Consider the following 19,511-nt stretch of genomic DNA (forward strand, 5'->3'; position numbering starts at 1 on the left):
ATTCTCCTTTAACCTGAAATTTTTGGTGTTGATGCTAATAATGTTTTTGTATAAGAATGTTGTGGATTACGGAATACTTCGTCCGTATTTCCAAATTCAACAAGTTCTCCTTTGTATAAGACAGCTACTTTTTCACATAAATAGTGAACCATCGGTAAATCGTGAGCGATGAATAAATATGTATAACCTTGTTCTTTTTGGATTTTTTGCAGCAGATGTACAATTTGAATTTGCAATGAAACGTCTAATGCTGAAATTGGTTCATCAAGAATCAATACTTCTGGCTCACACAATAACGCTCTTGCAATAGCGATACGTTGACGTTGTCCTCCGCTAAATTCATGCGGATATCGATCAATATATCTTCTATCTAATCCAACACGCTCCAGGGCATCACCCGCTACTTTATCCTTCAATCCTTTATCACCTAAACCGAATGAAATATAACCCTCCGTTACGCTATCGCGTATTTTCCAGCGCGGATTTAATGCAGCTGTAGAATCTTGAAAAATGAACTGTACTTTCTGTAAAAAATCTCGCTTATGAGCTGACTTCAGCATGTGAACAACTTGACCGTTATAATCAATTTCACCAAACGTTGGACTCTCAATCCCTGCTATGAGCTTTCCAAGTGTTGTTTTTCCTGAACCACTTTCACCAATAATGCCAAGTGTTGTTCCTTTCGGGATAGAAAGTGATATATCTTTTAACACTGTGATTTCTTTACTTTTACTTCCATATATTTTCGTTACTTGCTTTACAGTAATTAAATCTGTCGTCATGAGGCATTCACCTTCTCTTTTGATTTCGCTTTATTATGCTCCAGAACATGCTGCCAGCAATGTGAACTATGCTCCTTAGAATACGTTGTTCTCTCTGGGAAACGATGAATACATTCTTTTATGGCTACTGGACAACGATTTACAAAAGGACAACCAAAGCTATTTAATGTTTCAATGGAAGGTGTCGTTCCTTCTATAGCACGTAATACCTTTTCGGAAACATCCATATTCGGAATTGCTTGTAATAAGCTTTTCGTATATGGATGTTTAGGAGAACCTATTACCTCCTGTATCGTTCCTTTTTCAACAACACGTCCCCCGTACATAACAACTACTCGATCAGCTACCTCACGTACAAGTGCCAAATCATGTGTAATTAATAAAATACTCGTATTTTGTTTTTCTTTTCTTTCTTTTAATAGCCCCATAATTTGTTTCTGAATCGTTACATCTAACGCTGTTGTCGGCTCGTCTGCAATTACAAGCTTTGGATGACAAGCAAACGCAATTGCTAAACAAATACGTTGCCTCATCCCCCCGCTTAATTGATGTGGGTACTGTTCAAAGCGTTTCTCTGCTTCATGTATCCCTAAATCTGTTAACAAGTTAATTGCAATTCCCTTTGCCTCTCTTTTCGACTTTTTCCCATGTTGCAAAATTACTTCTGTAATTTGTTTGCCTACCTTCATCGTTGGGTTTAAAGATGAAAGCGGATCTTGAAATATAAAGGAAATATCTTTTCCGCGAATTTGATTCCATTCTGATTCTTGTAAATTCGTTAATTCCTTTGATTGGAAAGATACATTTCCATCATCGATATGAATTAATTCTTGATTCAAGCCGATAATGGATTGTGCTGTAACACTTTTTCCTGAACCACTTTCTCCTACAAGTGCAACTATTTCACCTTCGTTAATAGAAAAGGAAACATGTTTCACAATTGCTTGCTTACTATTCTCTTTTTCAACGGCTAACGTTACGTTTTCTAAAGATAAGATTTGTCCCATGTTTTTTCTCCTTTCGATTCCGTTTGACGATTTTTGGATCAATTGCATCTTGCAAACCATCACCAATTGCATTAAATGCGAACATAATGAGTGCAATCATGATTGCTGGGAAAAATAGCTGCCACCATTCTCCGCTCAATAATGTCCCGAGTGCATCATTCGTCATCGTCCCCCAACTTGCCGCTGGTGATTGTACCCCAAGTCCTATAAAGCTTAAAAATGATTCTGAAAAAATAGCTGCTGGAATTGTAAATGATAAATTGACGATAATAATCCCTGTTAAATTCGGAATTAAATGCCCATATATAATTTTCATATGTGATGTACCTAATCGCTCTGCTGCAATAACAAACTCTCGTTGTTTTAAAGACAATACTTGTGCTCGAATGAGACGAGCCATTCCAATCCATCCCGTTAATGCAAGGGCGATAATAATGGTGAAAAGACCTGGTTTCATAACAATTAATAGTAAAATAACAATTAATAAATATGGGATGCCGTATAATACTTCAATTCCTCTTATAATCCACTCATCAATTAACGTTCCAAGGCGATTACGCCCTCTCACATATCCACTAAATCCACCAATCAGTACACCGAGCCCTATATCGAGGGCAGCTGCTACTAATCCAACTGTTAGTGAAATCTTCCCACCAGCCCAAGTACGTGCCCAAATATCTCTCCCTAGATCATCTGTTCCAAACCAATGTTCACTACTCGGCGGTAAATTTGTTGCCTCTTTTACTTGTTCACTCGCAGTAAATGAAGTTAAACTTTCGCCAATAAGCGAGAAAACAATAATTAGCAATAACGTCACTGTTCCTAAAACTGCGATTGGATTCGATATAAACTTACGAAACACTTCTTTCTTTCTGCTAATCGTTTGCTGATTTTTATTTATCGTTAATTCTTTTTTCTCTTCATTTGTTAATAACTGGTCATTAATTTCATAAGCCCCCATCTAAACATCCCCCTCCTTACGTAATAGAACGAATACGTGGATCAACAATACGGTGAATAATATCTGTAATGAAAATACAAGTAATTAATAATGCACTATAGAAAATTGTTGTTCCCATAATCACCGGATAGTCTCGGTTAAAAATACTATCTACAAAATATTTTCCTAGGCCAGGAATTGAAAAGATTTTTTCAATAACGAAAGTCCCCGTTAAGAGTCCAGCCATTAACGGTCCAACAAATGTAAGTACTGGAACAATCGCATTTCGAAGAGCGTGTCTTATAATAATCTTCTTAATTGGTATGCCTTTTGCTCTTGCTAACTTAATATAATCACTCTGCAGTACTTCGATCATATTAGAACGAACAAACCTTGTAATCACTGCGATTGGCCCTAACGCTAACGCAAAGGATGGCAATACTGTATGTTCGAATGTTCCCCAAGAGGCTACTGGTAAAAGCTCGAATTGAATAGCGAATACTTGTATAAATAGTGGTGCTAAAATAAAACTTGGAATAGAAATACCTAGAATTGCGAGCAAACTCACACTATAGTCAATTACTTTCCCATGATATAGAGCAGCAAATGTACCTGCAGCAATTCCGACTAACAACGAAATAACAAGTGCTTGTAGACCAATAATTGCTGATGGACCAAAGCCAGTTGTTATAATTTCTGATACACCTTGCCCGGTTGATTGAACAGATTCACCAAAATCAAAATGAACTACACCGTCTAAATAAGCCACATATTGATTCCACAACGGTTCATCAAGGTGATACTTCGCTCTCATGTTTTGGATCACTTCTTCAGGAAAGATTTTTGCATCTGATGAAAATGGATCCCCCGGAATAATATGCATAATTAGAAATGTCACCGTCGTAATAACCCATAGCGTGAACACCATAACTGATAATTTTTTAATTACATACACTTCAATAACCCCCTAAACACATATATTTACTTAGTTTTATGAACGTACTTTTTCCATTACTCCCTTTTCTCTTTTTAGAATACAAAAAGCCTTGATCTTAAAAAATAAGATCAAGGCTTAATAAACAAAGGCCTATCACTTATCTTTCAAGACTTGCTTGCTGGAATTAGCACGGTGTTCCTACTACAGAACCCGCTGCTGAGGTGTCATAGGGCCAGTCCCTCTACCTCTCTGGATAAGTAAATTGCTATATTATTATTTGGTTCAAATTGTATATTTCGAATTATAATTCTGAAAAAATGAAAAGTCAATCAAATTGGGTATATTTAGAAAAATCAGTTTTTAATCCATTTATCGAAATTACATTTTTCAGCTTATAATAAAAAGAAATGATGTTAAAGGAGTTATAAGATGGACCCCTTACTTCTTGCTACTATAGGATTACCCTTAACAATCGTTATACTTGTCATCATCGGCTTCTATAAACTCTTTATTAAAAAGAAACGTATTACTTTTTTTATACTCCTTTCGATAATATTACCGGGCAAACTATTTCCGAATTTCACGAAGAGCAGAAGGTATTAGTATCCGAGGATGAAGATGAAGACGGAGATGGTAATAAGAAAAAATAACCTTGCACAGGCAAGGTTATTTTTTCGTTTCTGCTTGAAAACGTTTATAGTATGTCGATGCTGTTGCAAAATTAATTTCTATATCACGAATCAACGATGAATCTTCTTCTTTAGCTAACTTCTGTAATTTTTTCATTGCTTGCTCCGATTCATTCAAGAAACCAACATATACTTCATGTTCTTGCTCTTTCGACTTCGGAACACGAATTTCTTTACGTATATGATCAATATCTTCTAACATGCTCGTTGTTACCTTTTGCACATCTTCTTTATATGTAGCAGTCGTTATTTCCTTACCGCCCTTTTCTTTTGCTACTTCAAATAACTGCAGTGCTTTATTAATTTCTTTATTCATTTTCATATCGTATTTTTCATGTACTGCACGGTATTCTTTCATCTCTTCTGTTTGTTCTGTAGATTGCTCTACCTTTTCTTTCGGTTCTTTCGTATCTTTATTTCCATTACATCCTGCTAGAAGGAGCATTCCTCCCATTACGGCAATACCCAAAACCTTCTTCATCTCTTCTTCTCCTTTTATCTACAACTATTACTCATTATAGTTTCTTTTATCTCCACTTGTTATTATACCGAGAACATCCTACTTTTTACACTTAAGACGACACCGTAATATATATACCAACATGTTTGTCACAGTATCGTCACTTTATACAAATAACTTTTGCAATGCTTTACTACATCACCTTACAAAACTGTATGAGGTATTTCAAAGAAATGAAAAAAGAACTGATTCAAACATTCCCTTTGAATCAGTTCTTTTTTGTTAAGCCTCTAGATTTTGTTTTTGCTGCAGTTCAAACTGTTTCTCACTTCTTCTGGCCATAAATAGATAACATAACACTGCTCCTACTTCACAAAGCGCAATAACAATACCCATCGGTAATGCTGTATTACTTCCACCGATACCTACTAGCGGAGCAACAAGAGCTCCTGAAATAAACTGTAATAAACCTAATAAAGCTGATGCTGTTCCTGCAGCTTGTTTCTGATTTCTCATCGCTAATGAGAACCCAGTTGTTGATACAACCCCGACACTTGATACGACAAGGAATAACGAACATAAAACACCAATTAAACCTATTCCTAGTACGATTGTCAGTAGTAAAGATAGGCCACCAACAGCTGCGATAATAATACCCGCAACAAATAATGTCTTCTCATTCACTTTCCCCGCTAAACGACCCGTTACCTGACTAGCAATAATAATACCGATGCCATTAATCGCAAAGAATAAACTAAATTGCTGTGGTGATGCTCCGTATATGTTCTGCAACACAAATGGTGAGCCCGAAATGTATGCAAACATTGCCGCTGTTACTAATCCTTGTGACAATGCATATCCCATAAATAGACGGTCCTTTAACAATTTTCCGTACGTCGCCAAAGTCCCTGACAAACCACCTGTTTCTCTTTCTTCAGGAGGTAATGTTTCACGCAATACAAAAGTAGCTGAGATTAACATGAATACGCTAATTGCTCCAAGAACGATGAAAACACCGCGCCACGTTGTAAACTGTAACAATTGCCCCCCAATAATCGGTGCCAAAATAGGTGCTGCTCCGTTTACTAACATAAGCAGTGAGAAAAACTTCGTCATTTCAGAACCTGAGTACATATCTCTTACCATCGCACGTGATATAACAATCCCGGCTGATCCTGAAGCTCCTTGTAGGAAGCGCAATAATACTAATGTCCAAATAGATGGCGCAACAGCACAAAGTAAAGAAGAAGCAACATAAATAATAAGAGCAATAATAAGTGGTTTGCGTCTTCCGTAAATATCACTAATTGAGCCAACAAATAATTGCCCTACTGACAACCCAAGCAAACAAGCTGTTAATGTAAGCTGCGCTAGGGATGCACCTGTTTGCAAGTCATCCGTTAACTTCGGTAATGAAGGCAAATACATATCAATAGATAATGGCCCAATCGCCGTAAGTGTCCCTAATACAAGAATCATCCACAACCTGTTTGCCTTTACAGGTTTATATATTTCGTGATTAACTTCATTCACTTTTTCAATTCACCCTTTCCTATACACACTGAATCGTAACAATTATAGTTACATCATAAACATACGTCAAGTACAGTGCATTTTCCTCTTTCATAATGTAAAAAAAGCGATAGAAATTCTACCGCTTTATTTTTTCACATTGCTATTCGTAAATTTAGATACCGAGGCCATCGTCTCTCCCGTATCTAAATATGTAATTTGAATTGGGTCTCCTACTTCTGTAAACATAGCATATGGGAATTTCTTCACCGGTATCATAAATACCTTTTGTTCATTCTCTAAAAGTACGTACACGATTGTATTTTCACCTGATTTTTCTTTATATACACGTTGTACAATACCTGCTTTTTGTGCTTCTTTTCCTGTTGAGGTTGGTCTAAATGTATCACCATTACCGCTCATTACGTTTTTATAATTCTCAAGCGCTTCTTTCTGCGAAGAACCTGTCGCAAATATTTTTGCATTAGCAGCATATACAACTGTATGCGCACGTACTAGGCCTCCGTCATCAACAACCGGAATAATCCAAGCTGGTTTACCGTATACGTTATAAATGACAGGCATTGTCCCATGCCATTTCTCTCTCTTAAAGGAATTATCTACTACTTCTGTAGCTGCTGAACCATCCATAATCCCCTTTACTTCTTTTCCATTATAGTAATATAGCTTGCCTGTGCGTGCATCTACTAATGAATAGCCTAGAGCTGAATCTACTCCTTCTTTTGGAGAAGTAAAGTCTGTAAAATAATACAGTGTTCCATCTTTACCAAAGATCGGGGTCACGCCTTCTTTCGTTCCCCACTCAGTCGGAATTTTCATATCTGTTTGCGAGAATTTCGTATTCCAAAATCCGTGAATATATTTGCCAAAGTACGTATTTAACGTAGATGCAGTCTCATGATTTAATACACCATCAACAAATTTAGGTGCCTTTCCTTTATCATATCTTTTCACTTCACCTGTTTGTGCATCTACTACGACAACACCTTCTACCTCAAATCCAGATCTTCCTGAAATAAATTCACCATACGTCATTGTATAATATGGTTTTCCTTTATCATCAACCTCAAATTTAGGTTTTCCTTTAAAGATTAAATTTGGTTCTGCTTGCCTTACCACACGCTCTAAATTATTACCAAAAAACATGCTTGGCACATATTTCATTTTATAACCGAGGTGCAGTTTCGCTTCCGCATCAGGATTCGTACCTGACATCGTTACGTACCCTGGAATTGTCTCAGCTTTACGCGCTTTAAAAAATCCTGAAACTTCAATCGGCGCTACATATAAAGCCTCGCCGTTTACCATTTGTGGCGTTAATTCTCCTAGCTCAAAATAAGCTACTTTTGGAATATCACCAAATACTTTTTTCATCTTATTCTCCGCTGTCTTTGGCGGCACTGTAAACGGCTGGTCATTTTCAGTAAATGGCTCTGAAATATCTTTCTCTACCTTAACAACAGAATCATATTTCTTTTGCGAGATTACTATATCGTGCAAATAACCAAAGTAGCCGTAACTTGCGAGTAAAATAAACATTAGAAGTCCTTTTAATGTACCTTCTAATTTCCCTATTTGATCTTGTGAAAATAAAACAAGCCCAATTAAAATTGCTACTGCAACAGAATAATGAGTAAGAATCGAATCTACTCGATCATCAATTAGCCAAAAGTATTCATAGATTGCAATACCTATCCAAAATAAAACAGGAATAACTAAAATAGATGATTTCTTACCCTTTACAACCTTCTTATCTCCCTTCTTATCCACCGCTCGAAGCTTACTACTACTTCTTGTCCATGGAATCAAAAACAAAGTAAGAATAGCTAAAACTACAAATTTCATCAAAGGCACTGTCCCCTTTTCTTTTGTATTCCCTTTTAGTATAACAAATAAAGGGTATTAAGGTGAAAATAGGAATAGTTATATTTTTTTACTACTTAATACAATCCCGCTCACTACATATAGAATAGATGAAATATAAAAAATTGTACCAATGGTAAAGAAATCTACTAAATATCCCGTGGCAATAACCGCTACTGCTCCGCCAATGGATGTCCACACATGGTATTTTCCAATCTCATAACCAGCCTTTTCCTGCGCAACCTTTCGTGCTAACGAAGTCTTCTCAGTATTACGCTGCACAGCACCTAAAACGCCCATTACAATTTGAAGAATATACACATGCCAAACTTCCGTGGCAATTGGAAAGCAAAGCATTAAAATTGCCATGGACCAAGCGTATATGATTAATAATTTTTTATCACCTACTTGATCAGATACCTTTCCCACTAGTGGATATACAAGTGCTGATGTTAAAGCAAATAAGCCATACGCCCAGCCAAATTGCGAGAAGCTATTTCCAACGTTTCGAAGCAATAATATATAAAAAGGAAATACCATACTTCCTGCCATCATGATGATACTTTGCGAAGCCACAAATCTTCTATATGTCATTTCGTATACTCCCTATAAAATAAATTCACAAATCTCTCTTCTGAATCTACTTCCTTCTTTTTCTTGAGAAATTCTTCAATGCGAGGATATGCCCTCTTTAACTGCTCTTTCGTTGGATAAGAATAATACGGCAAATAGTAACTACCATTATGCTTTAAAGTAACATCAATCATCTTTCGAATGACATCCTCTGTTTTCTTTATCTCACTCTCTGAGCGTCCCTGGTTAATCAAAAGAACCAGCGCAAACATATCATCTTTCGCATAGGACAAAACTGCATTTTCATTCTTTTCCACGTAACGAATCGTAATGTTGAGTAAATTAAACTCATCTTCATTTAATACGTTACGTAAATCATCTATATACTCTGTGAAAGCATCTATAGGCACAAAGTATTCTTGTAACACTTCGGTCCTATTTGGATTTTCATATTCCATAAAAGCACTATCTGATCTCATAACATTATTACGCGTCTCATACTTTCCATCTGTACGTTCAAAATAACCTCTTTGTATATCCCAAAATGTATTCTTTCCCCAATCACTATAACGTGATAACCCAAGTAAAAATTTCGGTGCAGCTATAATATTTTCTTCCTTTAATTCACTGTACTCTTCTCTCATATTTTGATTTTGTGCCAAAGTATAATCTGTCACATACATCTCTTTTAAAAATGAATTTGGAGCAACAGAAATACGCGCTAAGTGCATACGAACATTCTCATCTCTTTTCACTTTCTCTTTGAAATAAGATGCGTATTCTTTATAATCTATCATTCTCGTGTGCATTTCATATAATTCATCATCTGTTAACTTCAGCGTCACATCTAAAATAACTCCAAATAAACCGTAACCCCCAATGACATATGGAAATAACTCTGCATTTTCTTCTCTACTTACATTACGTACCGTGCCATCTGCCATTAACAATCTAAATGAATCTACTGTATCAATCAGTGCCTCATGACGAATATCACGCCCGTGTACATTTACACTTAATGAACCGCCAACAGTAAAAATATTTTGAGACTGCATGACCTGTACCGCAAGGCCATAAGGATTTATTTTCTTCTGAATATCATTCCAGGTGACACCACTTTGAACTGTAATCCGCTTCTTCTCTGGATCAAATTCTAATATTTTATTATATCCTTTCATATCGAGCATCGTGCCATTCGGATAATATGTCTGTCCTCCTTGGCTATGTTGCATGCCTGCGATGGAAATTTTCTCTCCTGAAACTTTTGCATCTCGCACTAATTTTATTAACGAGTGCTCTTCCGTAGCACTTTCAACACGTTTTATTTTTGTCGGAAGCAATTTACCTACATCACTCATAATAGGATGATCAATTTGTTTTTTATACGTATGTACAGACGTTGCAAGCAAAACCGTATATGCGACAATGACCACTGCTATCTTTCTTTTTTTCAAAGGACACTCTCCTTATTAGCAACAAAAAGAGATACCCTTTCTTTCAGGTACCTCTCTTGACAGTGATTACTTTGCTGCTGGCAATTGTATTGGATCAAATTTATCATACGATGTAAACTTTGCATCCGTAATAATGTGCGCTTTATCCTCACCATTGCTACTCATAACCATATCTATCTTTGCTGATTCATATTTAAAATCTTTTGTAATAATATATTCCCCATCTATTTCTTCTATCTTTGCATTTTGGCCTTGTAGCATTTTTTTCTGCTTTTCATCCATACTAGCTAGCATACTCTCTGTCTCTTGCCCTTTTAATGCAAACTTCAGCTTATAATTATCTCCACTTTTCTCCATCTTCACTTTATTTAAAATTTCCGATGGAATCTCTAAATTATCTACCATTCCTTGAGTCGCGTTCATTCCGTTAGCATTTAATTGTTCCTCTGGTACAGACATAACTTCACCTGTATTAGGATTTTTCAACTGACCAGCAATTTTGCCACCCACATCATAAACAACAACCTCTGTACCAGAAACATTCATTTCAGAACGAGAATTTTTTTTCTTCGGCTCTAGTTGCATTTTAGCCTTTATTACATTCATCTCTGTTCCTTCAGCCTTTATTCCCACATCATATGTCATCGTTACATTTTCTTCGTTTTTAAAAGCTTCATTCGCTTTATTGAAAACATCCTTCGCTGTTAATTCCTTTTCTTTCTGCACAGCTTCTTTTTTCGGTTCATCAGTCTTTTTTGTTTTCTCATTACTACACCCTACTCCTAGACCGACTGCAAGTACTAAACTTGAAATTAAAATAAGTTTTTTCATAACGTCCCCTCCTTCCCCAAAATAATATCATCTCTTTTCCTATTAAATCTATATAATTCGTAATATTTATCTTTAAATTTATTTCCTATATAACAACATGTTTGAGAAAAAGTTTAAATATGATGTAAATAATAACAACTCATTTCAGGAGGTCATTATGAAAGCGATTATTTGTACAAAGTACGGACCACCTAATGTTCTCCAGCTTCAAAATGTAGAAAAGCCTAAACCTAAAAAAAATGAAGTATTAGTTAAAATTCACGCAACAAGTGTATCGACTGGAGATTGTAGAATACGTGGCTTTAATAGCCCCCTCTTATTTTGGATTCCTATGCGGATCATATTAGGTTTCAGAAAACCGAGAAAACCTATACTTGGCGTAGAGTTATCCGGTGAAATCGAAGACATTGGAACAGATGTAACACAATTTAAAAAAGGAGATCAAGTTTTTGCATTAACAGAACTAAACCTTGGTGGTTATGCGGAATACACATGCGTGCATGAAAGTGGATTAATAGCATTAAAACCTACCAATGTGACATATGAAGAAGCTGCTGTTATTCCTTTTGGCGGAACTTCAGCATTGCACTTCCTTAAAAAAGGACAGATAAAAAAAGGGCAAAGAGTACTTATATACGGCGCCTCTGGGTCAGTAGGGACAGCTGCCATACAACTTGCTAAATACTTCGGGGCGACTGTCACAGCCATTTGTAGTAGTTCGAATTTCGAATTAGTAACAGCTTTAGGGGCAGACAACGTAATTGATTATATGAAAGAAGATTTTACTAAGCAGGGCGAGCACTACGATATTATATTTGATGCAGTTGGAAAATATAAAAAGTCTCTTTGTACAGATGCATTAATGCCTAATGGAAAATATGTATCTGTGAACGGAATGATGGCAAAGGTCAGTAAAGAAGATATGAACCTACTAAAACAACTAGCTGAAACAGAAAAGCTAAAACCTGTTATTGATAGAACTTACCGATTAGAAGAAATTGCTGAAGCTCATATATATGTAGAAAAAGGACATAAAAAGGGGAACGTTTCGATTATCTTAAAATAAAATATATTCCGAAAATATCATTGACAATTCTTTTTGTACGATTTACTATTAGTACCATATTCAAAACTACATACACATACTCTTATCAAGAGTGGCGGAGGGACTGGCCCGATGATGCCCGGCAACCGAGCTTATGACGTATAAGCTAAGGTGCTAATTCCTGCAAAACGAGTTTTCGTTTTGGAAGATAAGAGAGGAATCTATTTCGTCTATTCGGCACCTCTCTTATTTTTGGGAGGTGCTTTTTATTTTGGAACGTATATGAAGGGGGATTTATAGATGAAAAAGGTATTATTAAGCATTGTAAGCGGAGCAGTATTATTATTAGGCGCATGTAGCGTGAGTTCAGATAAAGAGGTAAAAGCATTAGACGAGAAAAAGATTACTGTCGGTGTAACAGGTGGACCACATGAACAAATTTTTGAAAAGGTAAAAGAAGTTGCAGCAAAAGATGGTCTCGAAATTGATATAAAAGTATTTAATGATTATGTAGCGCCAAACGTATCTTTAGATGAAAAAAGCCTTGATGTAAATAGCTACCAAACGAAATCGTATTTAGATGTATTTAAAGCTGAACGCAATATGAAATTAGCTGAAGTATTTTCAACAGTAACATTCCCTATGGGCGTATATTCTAAAGATATAAAAGATGTAAAAGACTTAAAAGAGGGCGACGCAATTGCTGTACCAAATGACCCAACGAATGAACTTCGAGCTTTAAAATTATTTGAAAAAGCAGGGGTTTTAAAAGTTGATCCAAAGGCTACAGAAAAAGCGACTGCAAAAGATGTAATTGAAAATCCAAAAAAATTAAAGATTGTCGAATTAGAGGCATCTCAATTACCAACACAACTAAGTGAAGTGAAAGCAGCTGCAATTAACACAAACTTTGCATTAGGTGCAAAATTAAGTCCAGCGAAAGATTCTATCTTCCGCGAAGGAAAAGATTCACCATATGTGAACTGGGTCGTTGTTCGTACTGAAAATAAAGATGATGCCGTTGTAAACAAATTAAAGAAAGCTTATCAATCTAAAGAAGTAAAAGAGTTTATCGAGAAAAAATTTGATGGTTCAGTTTTACCATCTTGGTAGGAGCTGACGATAATGATTGAATTAAAAAACATATCCAAAGTATTTACAACAAAAAAAGGGAATGTTGAGGCTCTTAAGTCTACTTCCCTTAAAGTAGAAAAAGGCGAGGTATTTGGAATCATTGGGTATAGTGGCGCTGGTAAAAGTACATTGATTCGATGTGTAAATTTATTAGAAAAACCAACGACAGGAAATATCATTGTAAACGAACAAGACTTAACAACGTTATCGACAAAAGAACTAGCAAAATCGAGACAAAAAATCGGAATGATCTTCCAAGGATTCAATTTACTTAAAACTGTTACCGTTTATGAAAATATCGCATTACCGTTACGGCTTGCTGGCATTCCAAAAGCAGAAATTGAAAAAAGAGTAGAAAAGTATTTACGCATTGTCGATCTTTTTAATAGAAAAGATGCGTATCCAAGCGAACTTTCTGGTGGTCAAAAACAGCGTGTTGCAATTGCTCGTGCGCTATCACATGAACCTGAAGTGTTATTAAGTGATGAAGCAACGAGCGCATTAGATCCCGAAACAACCGATTCTATCCTTGATTTGTTATTAAAGATTAACGAAGAAATCGGAATTACGATTTTACTCATTACACATGAAATGAATGTCATCCAGCGTATATGTGACCGCGTTGCTGTTATGGAACATGGATCTGTAGTCGAAAGTGGGACTGTAAAAGATATTTTCACAAACCCACAACATGTAACCACGAAGAAATTTGTAAATAGCGCATTTGCAGCGAAAATTCCAAAAGAGGTACAGAAAGAACTACAAAGTACTGGAGAAATTGTAACACTTTCATTTATTGGCACTACTTCAGGGGAACCTGCCTTAGCCGTTGCCACAAAACGTTTCCAAGTGTATCCGAATATTTTATCCGGTAATATTACGCAGTTAAAACATGAAGCATATGGGAAACTAGTCGTTCATATGCAAGGGGAACAAAATGAAATCCACCGTGCTTTATCATTTTTACAAGAGCAAGGAATCATCGTAGAAGGAGGTAGAACAGATTATGGGAAACAAGTCCTTTTTGGATGAATGGGGTAAAGTCATATGGGAAGCCACAATCCAAACCTTTCAAATGACATCTATCTCATTACTCATCTCGATCCTTATTGCATTACCACTTGGCGTCACACTTGTTTTAACGAGACCTGGTGGACAGCGTGAAAATAAAATCATCTATCCTATTCTTAATACAATTATTAATATCATTCGCTCTCTTCCATTTATCATTCTATTATTCTTTATTTTACCTTTTACAAAGTTTCTAATGGGAACGTCCATTGGCGTGCAAGGTGTTATCGTACCGCTTGTCGTCTTCACAGCCCCTTATATCGCACGTTTAATGGAGACAGCTTTACTAGAAGTCGATCGCGGTGTCATTGAAGCCTACCAAGCGATGGGCGTTTCTACTATAAAAATCATTTGGCACGTTATGGTGAAAGAAGCACGTCCCTCCCTTGTACTCGGATTAACAATCGCAACGATCGGCTTAATCGGCGCAACAGCAATGGCTGGCCTTGTAGGTGCTGGCGGGCTAGGGGATTTAGCATACCGCTTCGGACATTTACGCTACGAGCCTGAAGTAATGTATGCAACCGTCTTTATTTTAATTATCCTCGTTCAAGGATTACAGTCTTTAGGGAATGGTGTTGCACGAAGATTGAAGAAAGATTAAAAAAGAAGGCATCTCACCCTGGTGAGATGCCTTCTTTTTTATCTTTTAAATCCACCTTCTGAATGAATAACTTGCCCAGTAATCCACTCGGCCTCTTCACTTACTAAAAATTTAATGAGTCTAGCTGCATCCCTTGGCTCACCAATTCTGCCAAAAGGAAACATCGGCTTTAACCCTTGTTTTATCTCTTCAGTCATCCATCCTGTATCGGTTGGTCCTGGATTAATTGCATTCACTGTTATTCCTAAATGAGCTACCTCTGCTGACAACGTACTAGTAAGAGCATCAATAGCTCCCTTCGTTGTCGCATAAGCTAGTTCTCCTGCCATAGGACCTTGAAATTGCCCCGAAGTAATATTAACAATTCTACCACCAGATTTCTTATCAAATCCCCGGGAAAATTGACTACTGAGCAATGTAGTCGCACGAACATTTACCATATAATGCTTATCTAATTCTTCAGCAGTCAACGTAGAGAAATCATTATTCGTAGAATATGCTGCATTATTAATTAATATATGAGGGTACCCTAATTGTTCAGTAACTTTATTTATAAGCTCTTTTGGTGCATCATTCTGAGTTAAATCTAACTCCATACTTGATACTTTAACACCGTTTTTTAGTAACTCTTCTTTTAATTGTATTTGTTCATTTTTATCAACGCCCCAAGGCATCTCTTTATCGTAAGCTGTCCAATACGTAAAAAATATATCGTATCCTGATTCTGCTAATTCTTTACAAATCGCTGCCCCTATACCATCTAGACGACTTACCCCTGTAATAACTGCTACTTTATTTTTTAATTGGTTCATCATATACTCCTCCAAGTTTAAAGGACGCATATTTTATATAAGAGATATAAACTTTCCCACAAAAAAGACAGATACATAAAATAGGCACCTATCCTTATAAAAGGGATGTACAAGCCAAATATGCATTCCTTGAATGATTTACAGATAACTAAATAAACCCTCGCTTATGAGAGCAAAATTTATCTATCTAGTAGTTTCTAATCATTACAAGTTCATCCACATATTGAGTCTTTGTCTCCTTTACATATATCTCTATTCTTAGTTTATCAAAGCAGATAAAATGTTACAAAAAATAAAACAATTATTCACAACCTATCCTTGTTCACATTCTCTCCATTGTGAATCTTTTCACATTGGATATATAATAAACGTGTAAATACAATATTGGAGGGATTTCAATGGTTATCAATTTTTTAAGAACTGATAAACGTGCTACTTTCATATTATTACTTTTACGACTTTACATAGGATATACATGGTTCGCTGCTGGGATAGGCAAAGTCTTCGGACAATCTTTTGACGCAAGTGGCTTTCTAAAGGGTGCTATTGCTCAAGCATCAGGGGACCACCCTGCAGTACAAAGTTGGTGGGCAGATTTCCTTCAACATTTTGTCCTTCCAAACGCAGACCTATTTAGCTTTTTAGTTCAATGGGGAGAAATTTTAGTAGGTCTAGGTTTGATTTTAGGCGGATTAACAAAAACAGCTGCATTTTTCGGAATCATAATGAATCTTTCATTTTTATTAAGCGGAACTGTTAGTGTAAACCCAAACCTGCTTATTTTGACTATGTTCATTTTAGTTGCAGGGCAGAACGCTGGACGTATTGGATTAGATGGCTATGTTTCCCCTAAACTTTTCCGTAAAAACAACCACAGAACATATAAATTAAGTAAAACTGCGTAGTAACAATTTACTTTTAAAATATAAATAAGAAAAAGAGCCTGAATATAGGCTCTTTTTCTTATTTATCCTAATTTAAACTTTTAATGAACCACGAAAACCTCTGGCAGCATAGTAAGAGTCTGCTCCATTGTGGTACACGAAAACATGTCCAAAGCGATAATCGCAAAATAGAGCTCCACCAAGCTCTCTAATATCTGAAGGTGTTTGTACCCAACTCGATGATTTCATATCAAAATCTCCAAGTTGTTGTAACTCTCGATATTGTTCTTCCGTTAATAACTCAATACCCATAGCGGCCGCCACATCAATAGCGTTATTTTCTGGTTTATGCTTTTTTCTTGATTCTAACGCTTCAAGATCATAACAAAGACTTCTGCGGCCTTTAGGACTCTCCTTTGAACAATCATAGAAAGTATATTCGTCCTTTTCTTCATCATAACCAATAACATCCGGCTCACCACCAGTTACTTCCATTTCGTTAAGTGACCACAATTTTTCATTATTAGTAGTCAGCTTCGCTTCAACTTTAGCCCATTCAAGACCTTCATGGCGGTTCATGTTTTTCTCAAAACGAGCTTGCAATACTTTCAATAACTCTTCACGTTTTTCTACTAGTAAGTCATTTTTATTTCCTGTCATATTAGTCCTCCCTGATGTATGTACTGATAGTAGTTTAAGTATATATTTTATAATAAATCATCTCAATATGAAGACCGTTTCAATCATATGTCTTGTACAAACATCTATTACAAAGTCCTAAAACCCTCCATACTCTCTTCAAGCATATAGTGTGAAAACCACATCAAGTTCTGCTTCATAATAGCCACATGAACTCCTGGTTGGTCAGAACTATATGCCATTCCTTTAAATATAATTAATTCTGTATCAACTTCCATATCCATTAATCCTTGATATAGATCATATGCATTTGTAATCGGAATTCTTGCATCCTTTTCCCCATGTTGAATTAAGGTAGGCGTACAAGCTGATTTAATATACGTCATAGGTGATGTCTTCGTATATATATCTGGATCATTCCATGGAGTATTTCCTAAATACATTCTAATAAAGTAAGGTATATCTGTATTTACATAATGGGTACTCCAGTTAGTTATTCCACCGCCAACTGAAATAGCTTTAAACCTGCTACTAAATGTAGAACAAAAAGCTGATACATATCCACCATTGCTCCATCCCATAACTCCTACTCTATCTTTATCTACTATCCCTTGATCAACTAGTTTATCAACTCCTGATATAACATCGTCGTAGTCAGCAATCCCCTGTTTTCTATAGTTAGCTTTTAAAAATTCATTACCATAACCTGAACTTCCTCTGTAATTTGGTTCTAAAACGATAAAGCCTTTTTCAACAAACTGTTCAATCGGATATTTCTCATTGAAACAGTCTGAAAATATCGGAAAAGATGCCCAAGCCGGACCGCCGTGAATTACTACTAATAAAGGATATTTTTTATTAGTGTCAAACTCTACTGGCGTTGATAAAACACCTTCTATTTCAAGACCATCACTACTTTTCCATGAGATGATTTCCCTGTTACTTTTAAGTTTCCCTTTGAAAAAGCTATTTTCATCCGTTATTTTTTTATCGTCTAAATAGATTTCAAAGGTTTCATTTGTTATAGCCTTATTATAGGTTATATGATTTCCATCCTTTGTTATAGAGGCATCCATTATAAAGCCATCTATCTTGTCGCTTAATGCTTCCACAGTACCATCTTCAGCTAGTAATCCAATACGATAATTCGTTTTATCCTGCCATCTAATTAAAATTCCTTTAGCTGTCCACTGTAATGGCATAACTGTACTATCAAAGTTTGTTAGAGGCTGAATTACCTCTCCAGTATTCATATCATATATCTCTAACGTACTATCTTGTATATGGTTTCTATAGTAATCCTTCTCTCTTATGCTTGCTGTGTAACATATTTTACTGCCGTCAGGAGAAAAGCAAACACTCCCTCCCAACAACTTATCCACATTCAGCTTTTGTAGCTCTCCAGCTTTAATATGGAGTATGTATAGATCTCCATTTATATAATCTGCCATATTTGAGCTTGGTGCCGCCATAAATACAACCTTTTTACCATCATTTGAAATATCAAATTCATGGATATGAAAATCCTTACCATCCGTTAATTGATAAACAACTCTGTTCTCGTGTTCATCTGTATCACTTTGTATCACCTTTTCTATTTCAATGTAATATAAACAATTATTCTGGTGTTCCTTACCTATATGTTGAAAATCTCCATATAGGTCCTTACGTTTCTTTATCTCTTCACATTCTTTTGACTGCGTAACATAATAAAGACCCTTGCCAGTAGGACCCCATTTGAATGTACTGACTCCTTCTTTCTTATCAGTAATTTGAACCTCTCTATAATCATCTAGTGACTTAACAAATATCTGATTTTCCCCATCACCAACTGGACTAAGATATGCGATACACCTAGCATCTGGAGACCATAATGGGTGTGTACTATCTATATCACCATTTGATAATGGGTAACTCTGCTTCTTATCTTTTTCATATATCCATACATGATTCCTATATGTATTGTCTTTCCAATCAGCCGTCTTCTTAACAAATGCTACGTTTTTACCATCATCACTTATGTTTGTACTTGATACGGTTGGTAATGAAATAATCTCTTCTATACTTAAATATGTTTTTGCTTTCACTTTCATATAATAAGCCCCCTTGTAATGTCCATGAATCTACCGTCTCTTCTTGTCGTAATAAAGGAAATTGTTCACGGATACTTAAAATAGTAACGGAAAATTCAGATAAATAAAAGTGAATCCGATAAAGTAAAACTTTAATCTATAGGGCTCTTTCCGCTTATCA

At 36.0% G+C, this 19,511-nt stretch carries 18 protein-coding genes, 1 pseudogene and 2 riboswitches; of the genes and pseudogenes, 6 read left to right on the forward strand and 13 right to left on the reverse strand.

Annotated features, from left to right (window positions below):
* Positions 1-8 precede the first annotated feature (8 nt).
* Genes HFD78_RS25530 through HFD78_RS25545 form a run of 4 tightly spaced genes read right to left on the reverse strand, consistent with a single transcriptional unit; the run spans position 9 to position 3,684 of the window.
* Positions 9-782: an ABC transporter ATP-binding protein gene (locus HFD78_RS25530; RefSeq protein ID WP_097814020.1), complete on the reverse strand. Its 774-nt coding sequence runs from the start codon at positions 780-782 to the stop codon at positions 9-11.
* Complete coding sequence (locus tag HFD78_RS25535; protein WP_000529797.1) at positions 779-1,789, reverse strand: ABC transporter ATP-binding protein; 1,011 nt, start codon at positions 1,787-1,789, stop codon at positions 779-781. The genes HFD78_RS25530 and HFD78_RS25535 overlap by 4 nt, the downstream gene beginning before the upstream one ends.
* Positions 1,746-2,750 carry an ABC transporter permease gene (locus tag HFD78_RS25540; RefSeq protein ID WP_000501529.1) on the reverse strand — a complete coding sequence of 335 codons (1,005 nt, stop codon included), beginning with the start codon at positions 2,748-2,750 and terminating at the stop codon, positions 1,746-1,748. Before HFD78_RS25540 ends, HFD78_RS25535 begins: the two co-directional genes overlap by 44 nt.
* Before the next feature lie 16 nt (positions 2,751-2,766).
* Positions 2,767-3,684 carry an ABC transporter permease gene (locus HFD78_RS25545; protein WP_000289322.1) on the reverse strand — a complete coding sequence of 306 codons (918 nt, stop codon included), beginning with the start codon at positions 3,682-3,684 and terminating at the stop codon, positions 2,767-2,769.
* Positions 3,685-3,820: 136 nt separating this feature from the next.
* Positions 3,821-3,926, reverse strand: a riboswitch (SAM riboswitch).
* Positions 3,927-4,095: 169 nt separating this feature from the next.
* Here HFD78_RS25545 and HFD78_RS25550 point away from each other — a divergent pair.
* Positions 4,096-4,316, forward strand: a pseudogene (locus tag HFD78_RS25550) (DUF3951 domain-containing protein).
* A gap of 16 nt (positions 4,317-4,332) precedes the next feature.
* Here the strand turns inward: HFD78_RS25550 and HFD78_RS25555 are convergent.
* The 6 genes from HFD78_RS25555 to HFD78_RS25580 all read right to left on the reverse strand — a co-directional run bounded on the left by HFD78_RS25555 (position 4,333) and on the right by HFD78_RS25580 (position 11,069).
* Positions 4,333-4,836 carry a hypothetical protein gene (locus HFD78_RS25555; RefSeq protein WP_000756517.1) on the reverse strand — a complete coding sequence of 168 codons (504 nt, stop codon included), beginning with the start codon at positions 4,834-4,836 and terminating at the stop codon, positions 4,333-4,335.
* 261 nt (positions 4,837-5,097) lie between these two features.
* A complete protein-coding gene (locus tag HFD78_RS25560) occupies positions 5,098-6,357 on the reverse strand; it encodes a multidrug effflux MFS transporter (protein ID WP_223153447.1) in 1,260 nt (419 codons plus the stop codon).
* A gap of 117 nt (positions 6,358-6,474) precedes the next feature.
* Positions 6,475-8,193, reverse strand: a complete 1,719-nt coding sequence (locus HFD78_RS25565) for a DUF3981 domain-containing protein (protein ID WP_098005954.1) — start codon at positions 8,191-8,193, stop codon at positions 6,475-6,477.
* A 78-nt stretch (positions 8,194-8,271) separates the two neighbouring features.
* On the reverse strand, positions 8,272-8,805 hold the full coding sequence (locus HFD78_RS25570; RefSeq protein ID WP_098005956.1) for an MFS transporter: 534 nt from the start codon (positions 8,803-8,805) through the stop codon (positions 8,272-8,274).
* Positions 8,802-10,238, reverse strand: a complete 1,437-nt coding sequence (locus HFD78_RS25575) for an FAD-binding oxidoreductase (protein WP_000746287.1) — start codon at positions 10,236-10,238, stop codon at positions 8,802-8,804. The genes HFD78_RS25570 and HFD78_RS25575 overlap by 4 nt, the downstream gene beginning before the upstream one ends.
* 66 nt (positions 10,239-10,304) lie before the next feature.
* Entirely contained in the window at positions 10,305-11,069 is a 765-nt protein-coding gene (locus HFD78_RS25580; RefSeq protein ID WP_000733614.1) for a DUF6612 family protein, read from the reverse strand.
* A gap of 157 nt (positions 11,070-11,226) precedes the next feature.
* Between HFD78_RS25580 and HFD78_RS25585 the strand changes: the two genes are divergently transcribed.
* The 4 genes from HFD78_RS25585 (at position 11,227) to HFD78_RS25600 (ending at position 14,923) form a co-directional block, all read left to right on the forward strand.
* A complete protein-coding gene (locus HFD78_RS25585) occupies positions 11,227-12,135 on the forward strand; it encodes an NAD(P)-dependent alcohol dehydrogenase (RefSeq protein WP_098005958.1) in 909 nt (302 codons plus the stop codon).
* Between the two features lie 79 nt (positions 12,136-12,214).
* Positions 12,215-12,329, forward strand: a riboswitch (SAM riboswitch).
* 85 nt (positions 12,330-12,414) lie between these two features.
* Complete coding sequence (locus tag HFD78_RS25590) at positions 12,415-13,227, forward strand: MetQ/NlpA family ABC transporter substrate-binding protein (protein WP_000756992.1); 813 nt, start codon at positions 12,415-12,417, stop codon at positions 13,225-13,227.
* A 12-nt stretch (positions 13,228-13,239) separates the two neighbouring features.
* The gene (locus HFD78_RS25595; RefSeq protein WP_000571318.1) at positions 13,240-14,280 is read left to right on the forward strand and encodes a methionine ABC transporter ATP-binding protein; all 1,041 of its coding nucleotides are present in this window, start codon (positions 13,240-13,242) and stop codon (positions 14,278-14,280) included.
* Entirely contained in the window at positions 14,255-14,923 is a 669-nt protein-coding gene (locus HFD78_RS25600) for a methionine ABC transporter permease (RefSeq protein WP_000527151.1), read from the forward strand. Before HFD78_RS25595 ends, HFD78_RS25600 begins: the two co-directional genes overlap by 26 nt.
* A 38-nt stretch (positions 14,924-14,961) precedes the next feature.
* Here HFD78_RS25600 and HFD78_RS25605 read toward each other — a convergent pair whose 3' ends face one another.
* Positions 14,962-15,738, reverse strand: coding sequence for an SDR family oxidoreductase (locus HFD78_RS25605; RefSeq protein WP_002098920.1), 777 nt, complete (start codon positions 15,736-15,738; stop codon positions 14,962-14,964).
* Between the two features lie 395 nt (positions 15,739-16,133).
* On the opposite strand from HFD78_RS25605, the gene HFD78_RS25610 reads away from it, so the two are divergent.
* Complete coding sequence (locus HFD78_RS25610; protein WP_098005959.1) at positions 16,134-16,640, forward strand: DoxX family membrane protein; 507 nt, start codon at positions 16,134-16,136, stop codon at positions 16,638-16,640.
* 72 nt (positions 16,641-16,712) lie between these two features.
* On the opposite strand, the gene HFD78_RS25615 is transcribed toward HFD78_RS25610, so the two are convergent.
* Both HFD78_RS25615 and HFD78_RS25620 read right to left on the reverse strand, forming a co-directional pair.
* Positions 16,713-17,279 carry a DUF4256 domain-containing protein gene (locus tag HFD78_RS25615; RefSeq protein WP_000147390.1) on the reverse strand — a complete coding sequence of 189 codons (567 nt, stop codon included), beginning with the start codon at positions 17,277-17,279 and terminating at the stop codon, positions 16,713-16,715.
* Between the two features lie 107 nt (positions 17,280-17,386).
* A complete protein-coding gene (locus HFD78_RS25620; protein ID WP_000864889.1) occupies positions 17,387-19,351 on the reverse strand; it encodes a S9 family peptidase in 1,965 nt (654 codons plus the stop codon).
* Between the last annotated feature and the right edge of the window lie 160 nt (positions 19,352-19,511).

The organism is Bacillus sp. EKM501B, assembly GCF_011800505.1.
GTDB lineage: Bacteria > Bacillota > Bacilli > Bacillales > Bacillaceae_G > Bacillus_A > Bacillus_A cereus.

Coding starts and splice junctions, on each gene's coding strand:
- HFD78_RS25540 (WP_000501529.1), bottom strand. CDS start 2,750: ATGGGGGCTTATGAAATTAATGACCAGTTATTAACAAATGAAGAGAAA.
- HFD78_RS25530 (WP_097814020.1), bottom strand. CDS start 782: ATGACGACAGATTTAATTACTGTAAAGCAAGTAACGAAAATATATGGA.
- HFD78_RS25610 (WP_098005959.1), top strand. CDS start 16,134: ATGGTTATCAATTTTTTAAGAACTGATAAACGTGCTACTTTCATATTA.
- HFD78_RS25600 (WP_000527151.1), top strand. CDS start 14,255: ATGGGAAACAAGTCCTTTTTGGATGAATGGGGTAAAGTCATATGGGAA.
- HFD78_RS25570 (WP_098005956.1), bottom strand. CDS start 8,805: ATGACATATAGAAGATTTGTGGCTTCGCAAAGTATCATCATGATGGCA.
- HFD78_RS25595 (WP_000571318.1), top strand. CDS start 13,240: ATGATTGAATTAAAAAACATATCCAAAGTATTTACAACAAAAAAAGGG.
- HFD78_RS25535 (WP_000529797.1), bottom strand. CDS start 1,789: ATGGGACAAATCTTATCTTTAGAAAACGTAACGTTAGCCGTTGAAAAA.
- HFD78_RS25615 (WP_000147390.1), bottom strand. CDS start 17,279: ATGACAGGAAATAAAAATGACTTACTAGTAGAAAAACGTGAAGAGTTA.
- HFD78_RS25590 (WP_000756992.1), top strand. CDS start 12,415: ATGAAAAAGGTATTATTAAGCATTGTAAGCGGAGCAGTATTATTATTA.
- HFD78_RS25555 (WP_000756517.1), bottom strand. CDS start 4,836: ATGAAGAAGGTTTTGGGTATTGCCGTAATGGGAGGAATGCTCCTTCTA.
- HFD78_RS25620 (WP_000864889.1), bottom strand. CDS start 19,351: ATGAAAGTGAAAGCAAAAACATATTTAAGTATAGAAGAGATTATTTCA.
- HFD78_RS25605 (WP_002098920.1), bottom strand. CDS start 15,738: ATGATGAACCAATTAAAAAATAAAGTAGCAGTTATTACAGGGGTAAGT.
- HFD78_RS25565 (WP_098005954.1), bottom strand. CDS start 8,193: ATGAAATTTGTAGTTTTAGCTATTCTTACTTTGTTTTTGATTCCATGG.
- HFD78_RS25585 (WP_098005958.1), top strand. CDS start 11,227: ATGAAAGCGATTATTTGTACAAAGTACGGACCACCTAATGTTCTCCAG.
- HFD78_RS25580 (WP_000733614.1), bottom strand. CDS start 11,069: ATGAAAAAACTTATTTTAATTTCAAGTTTAGTACTTGCAGTCGGTCTA.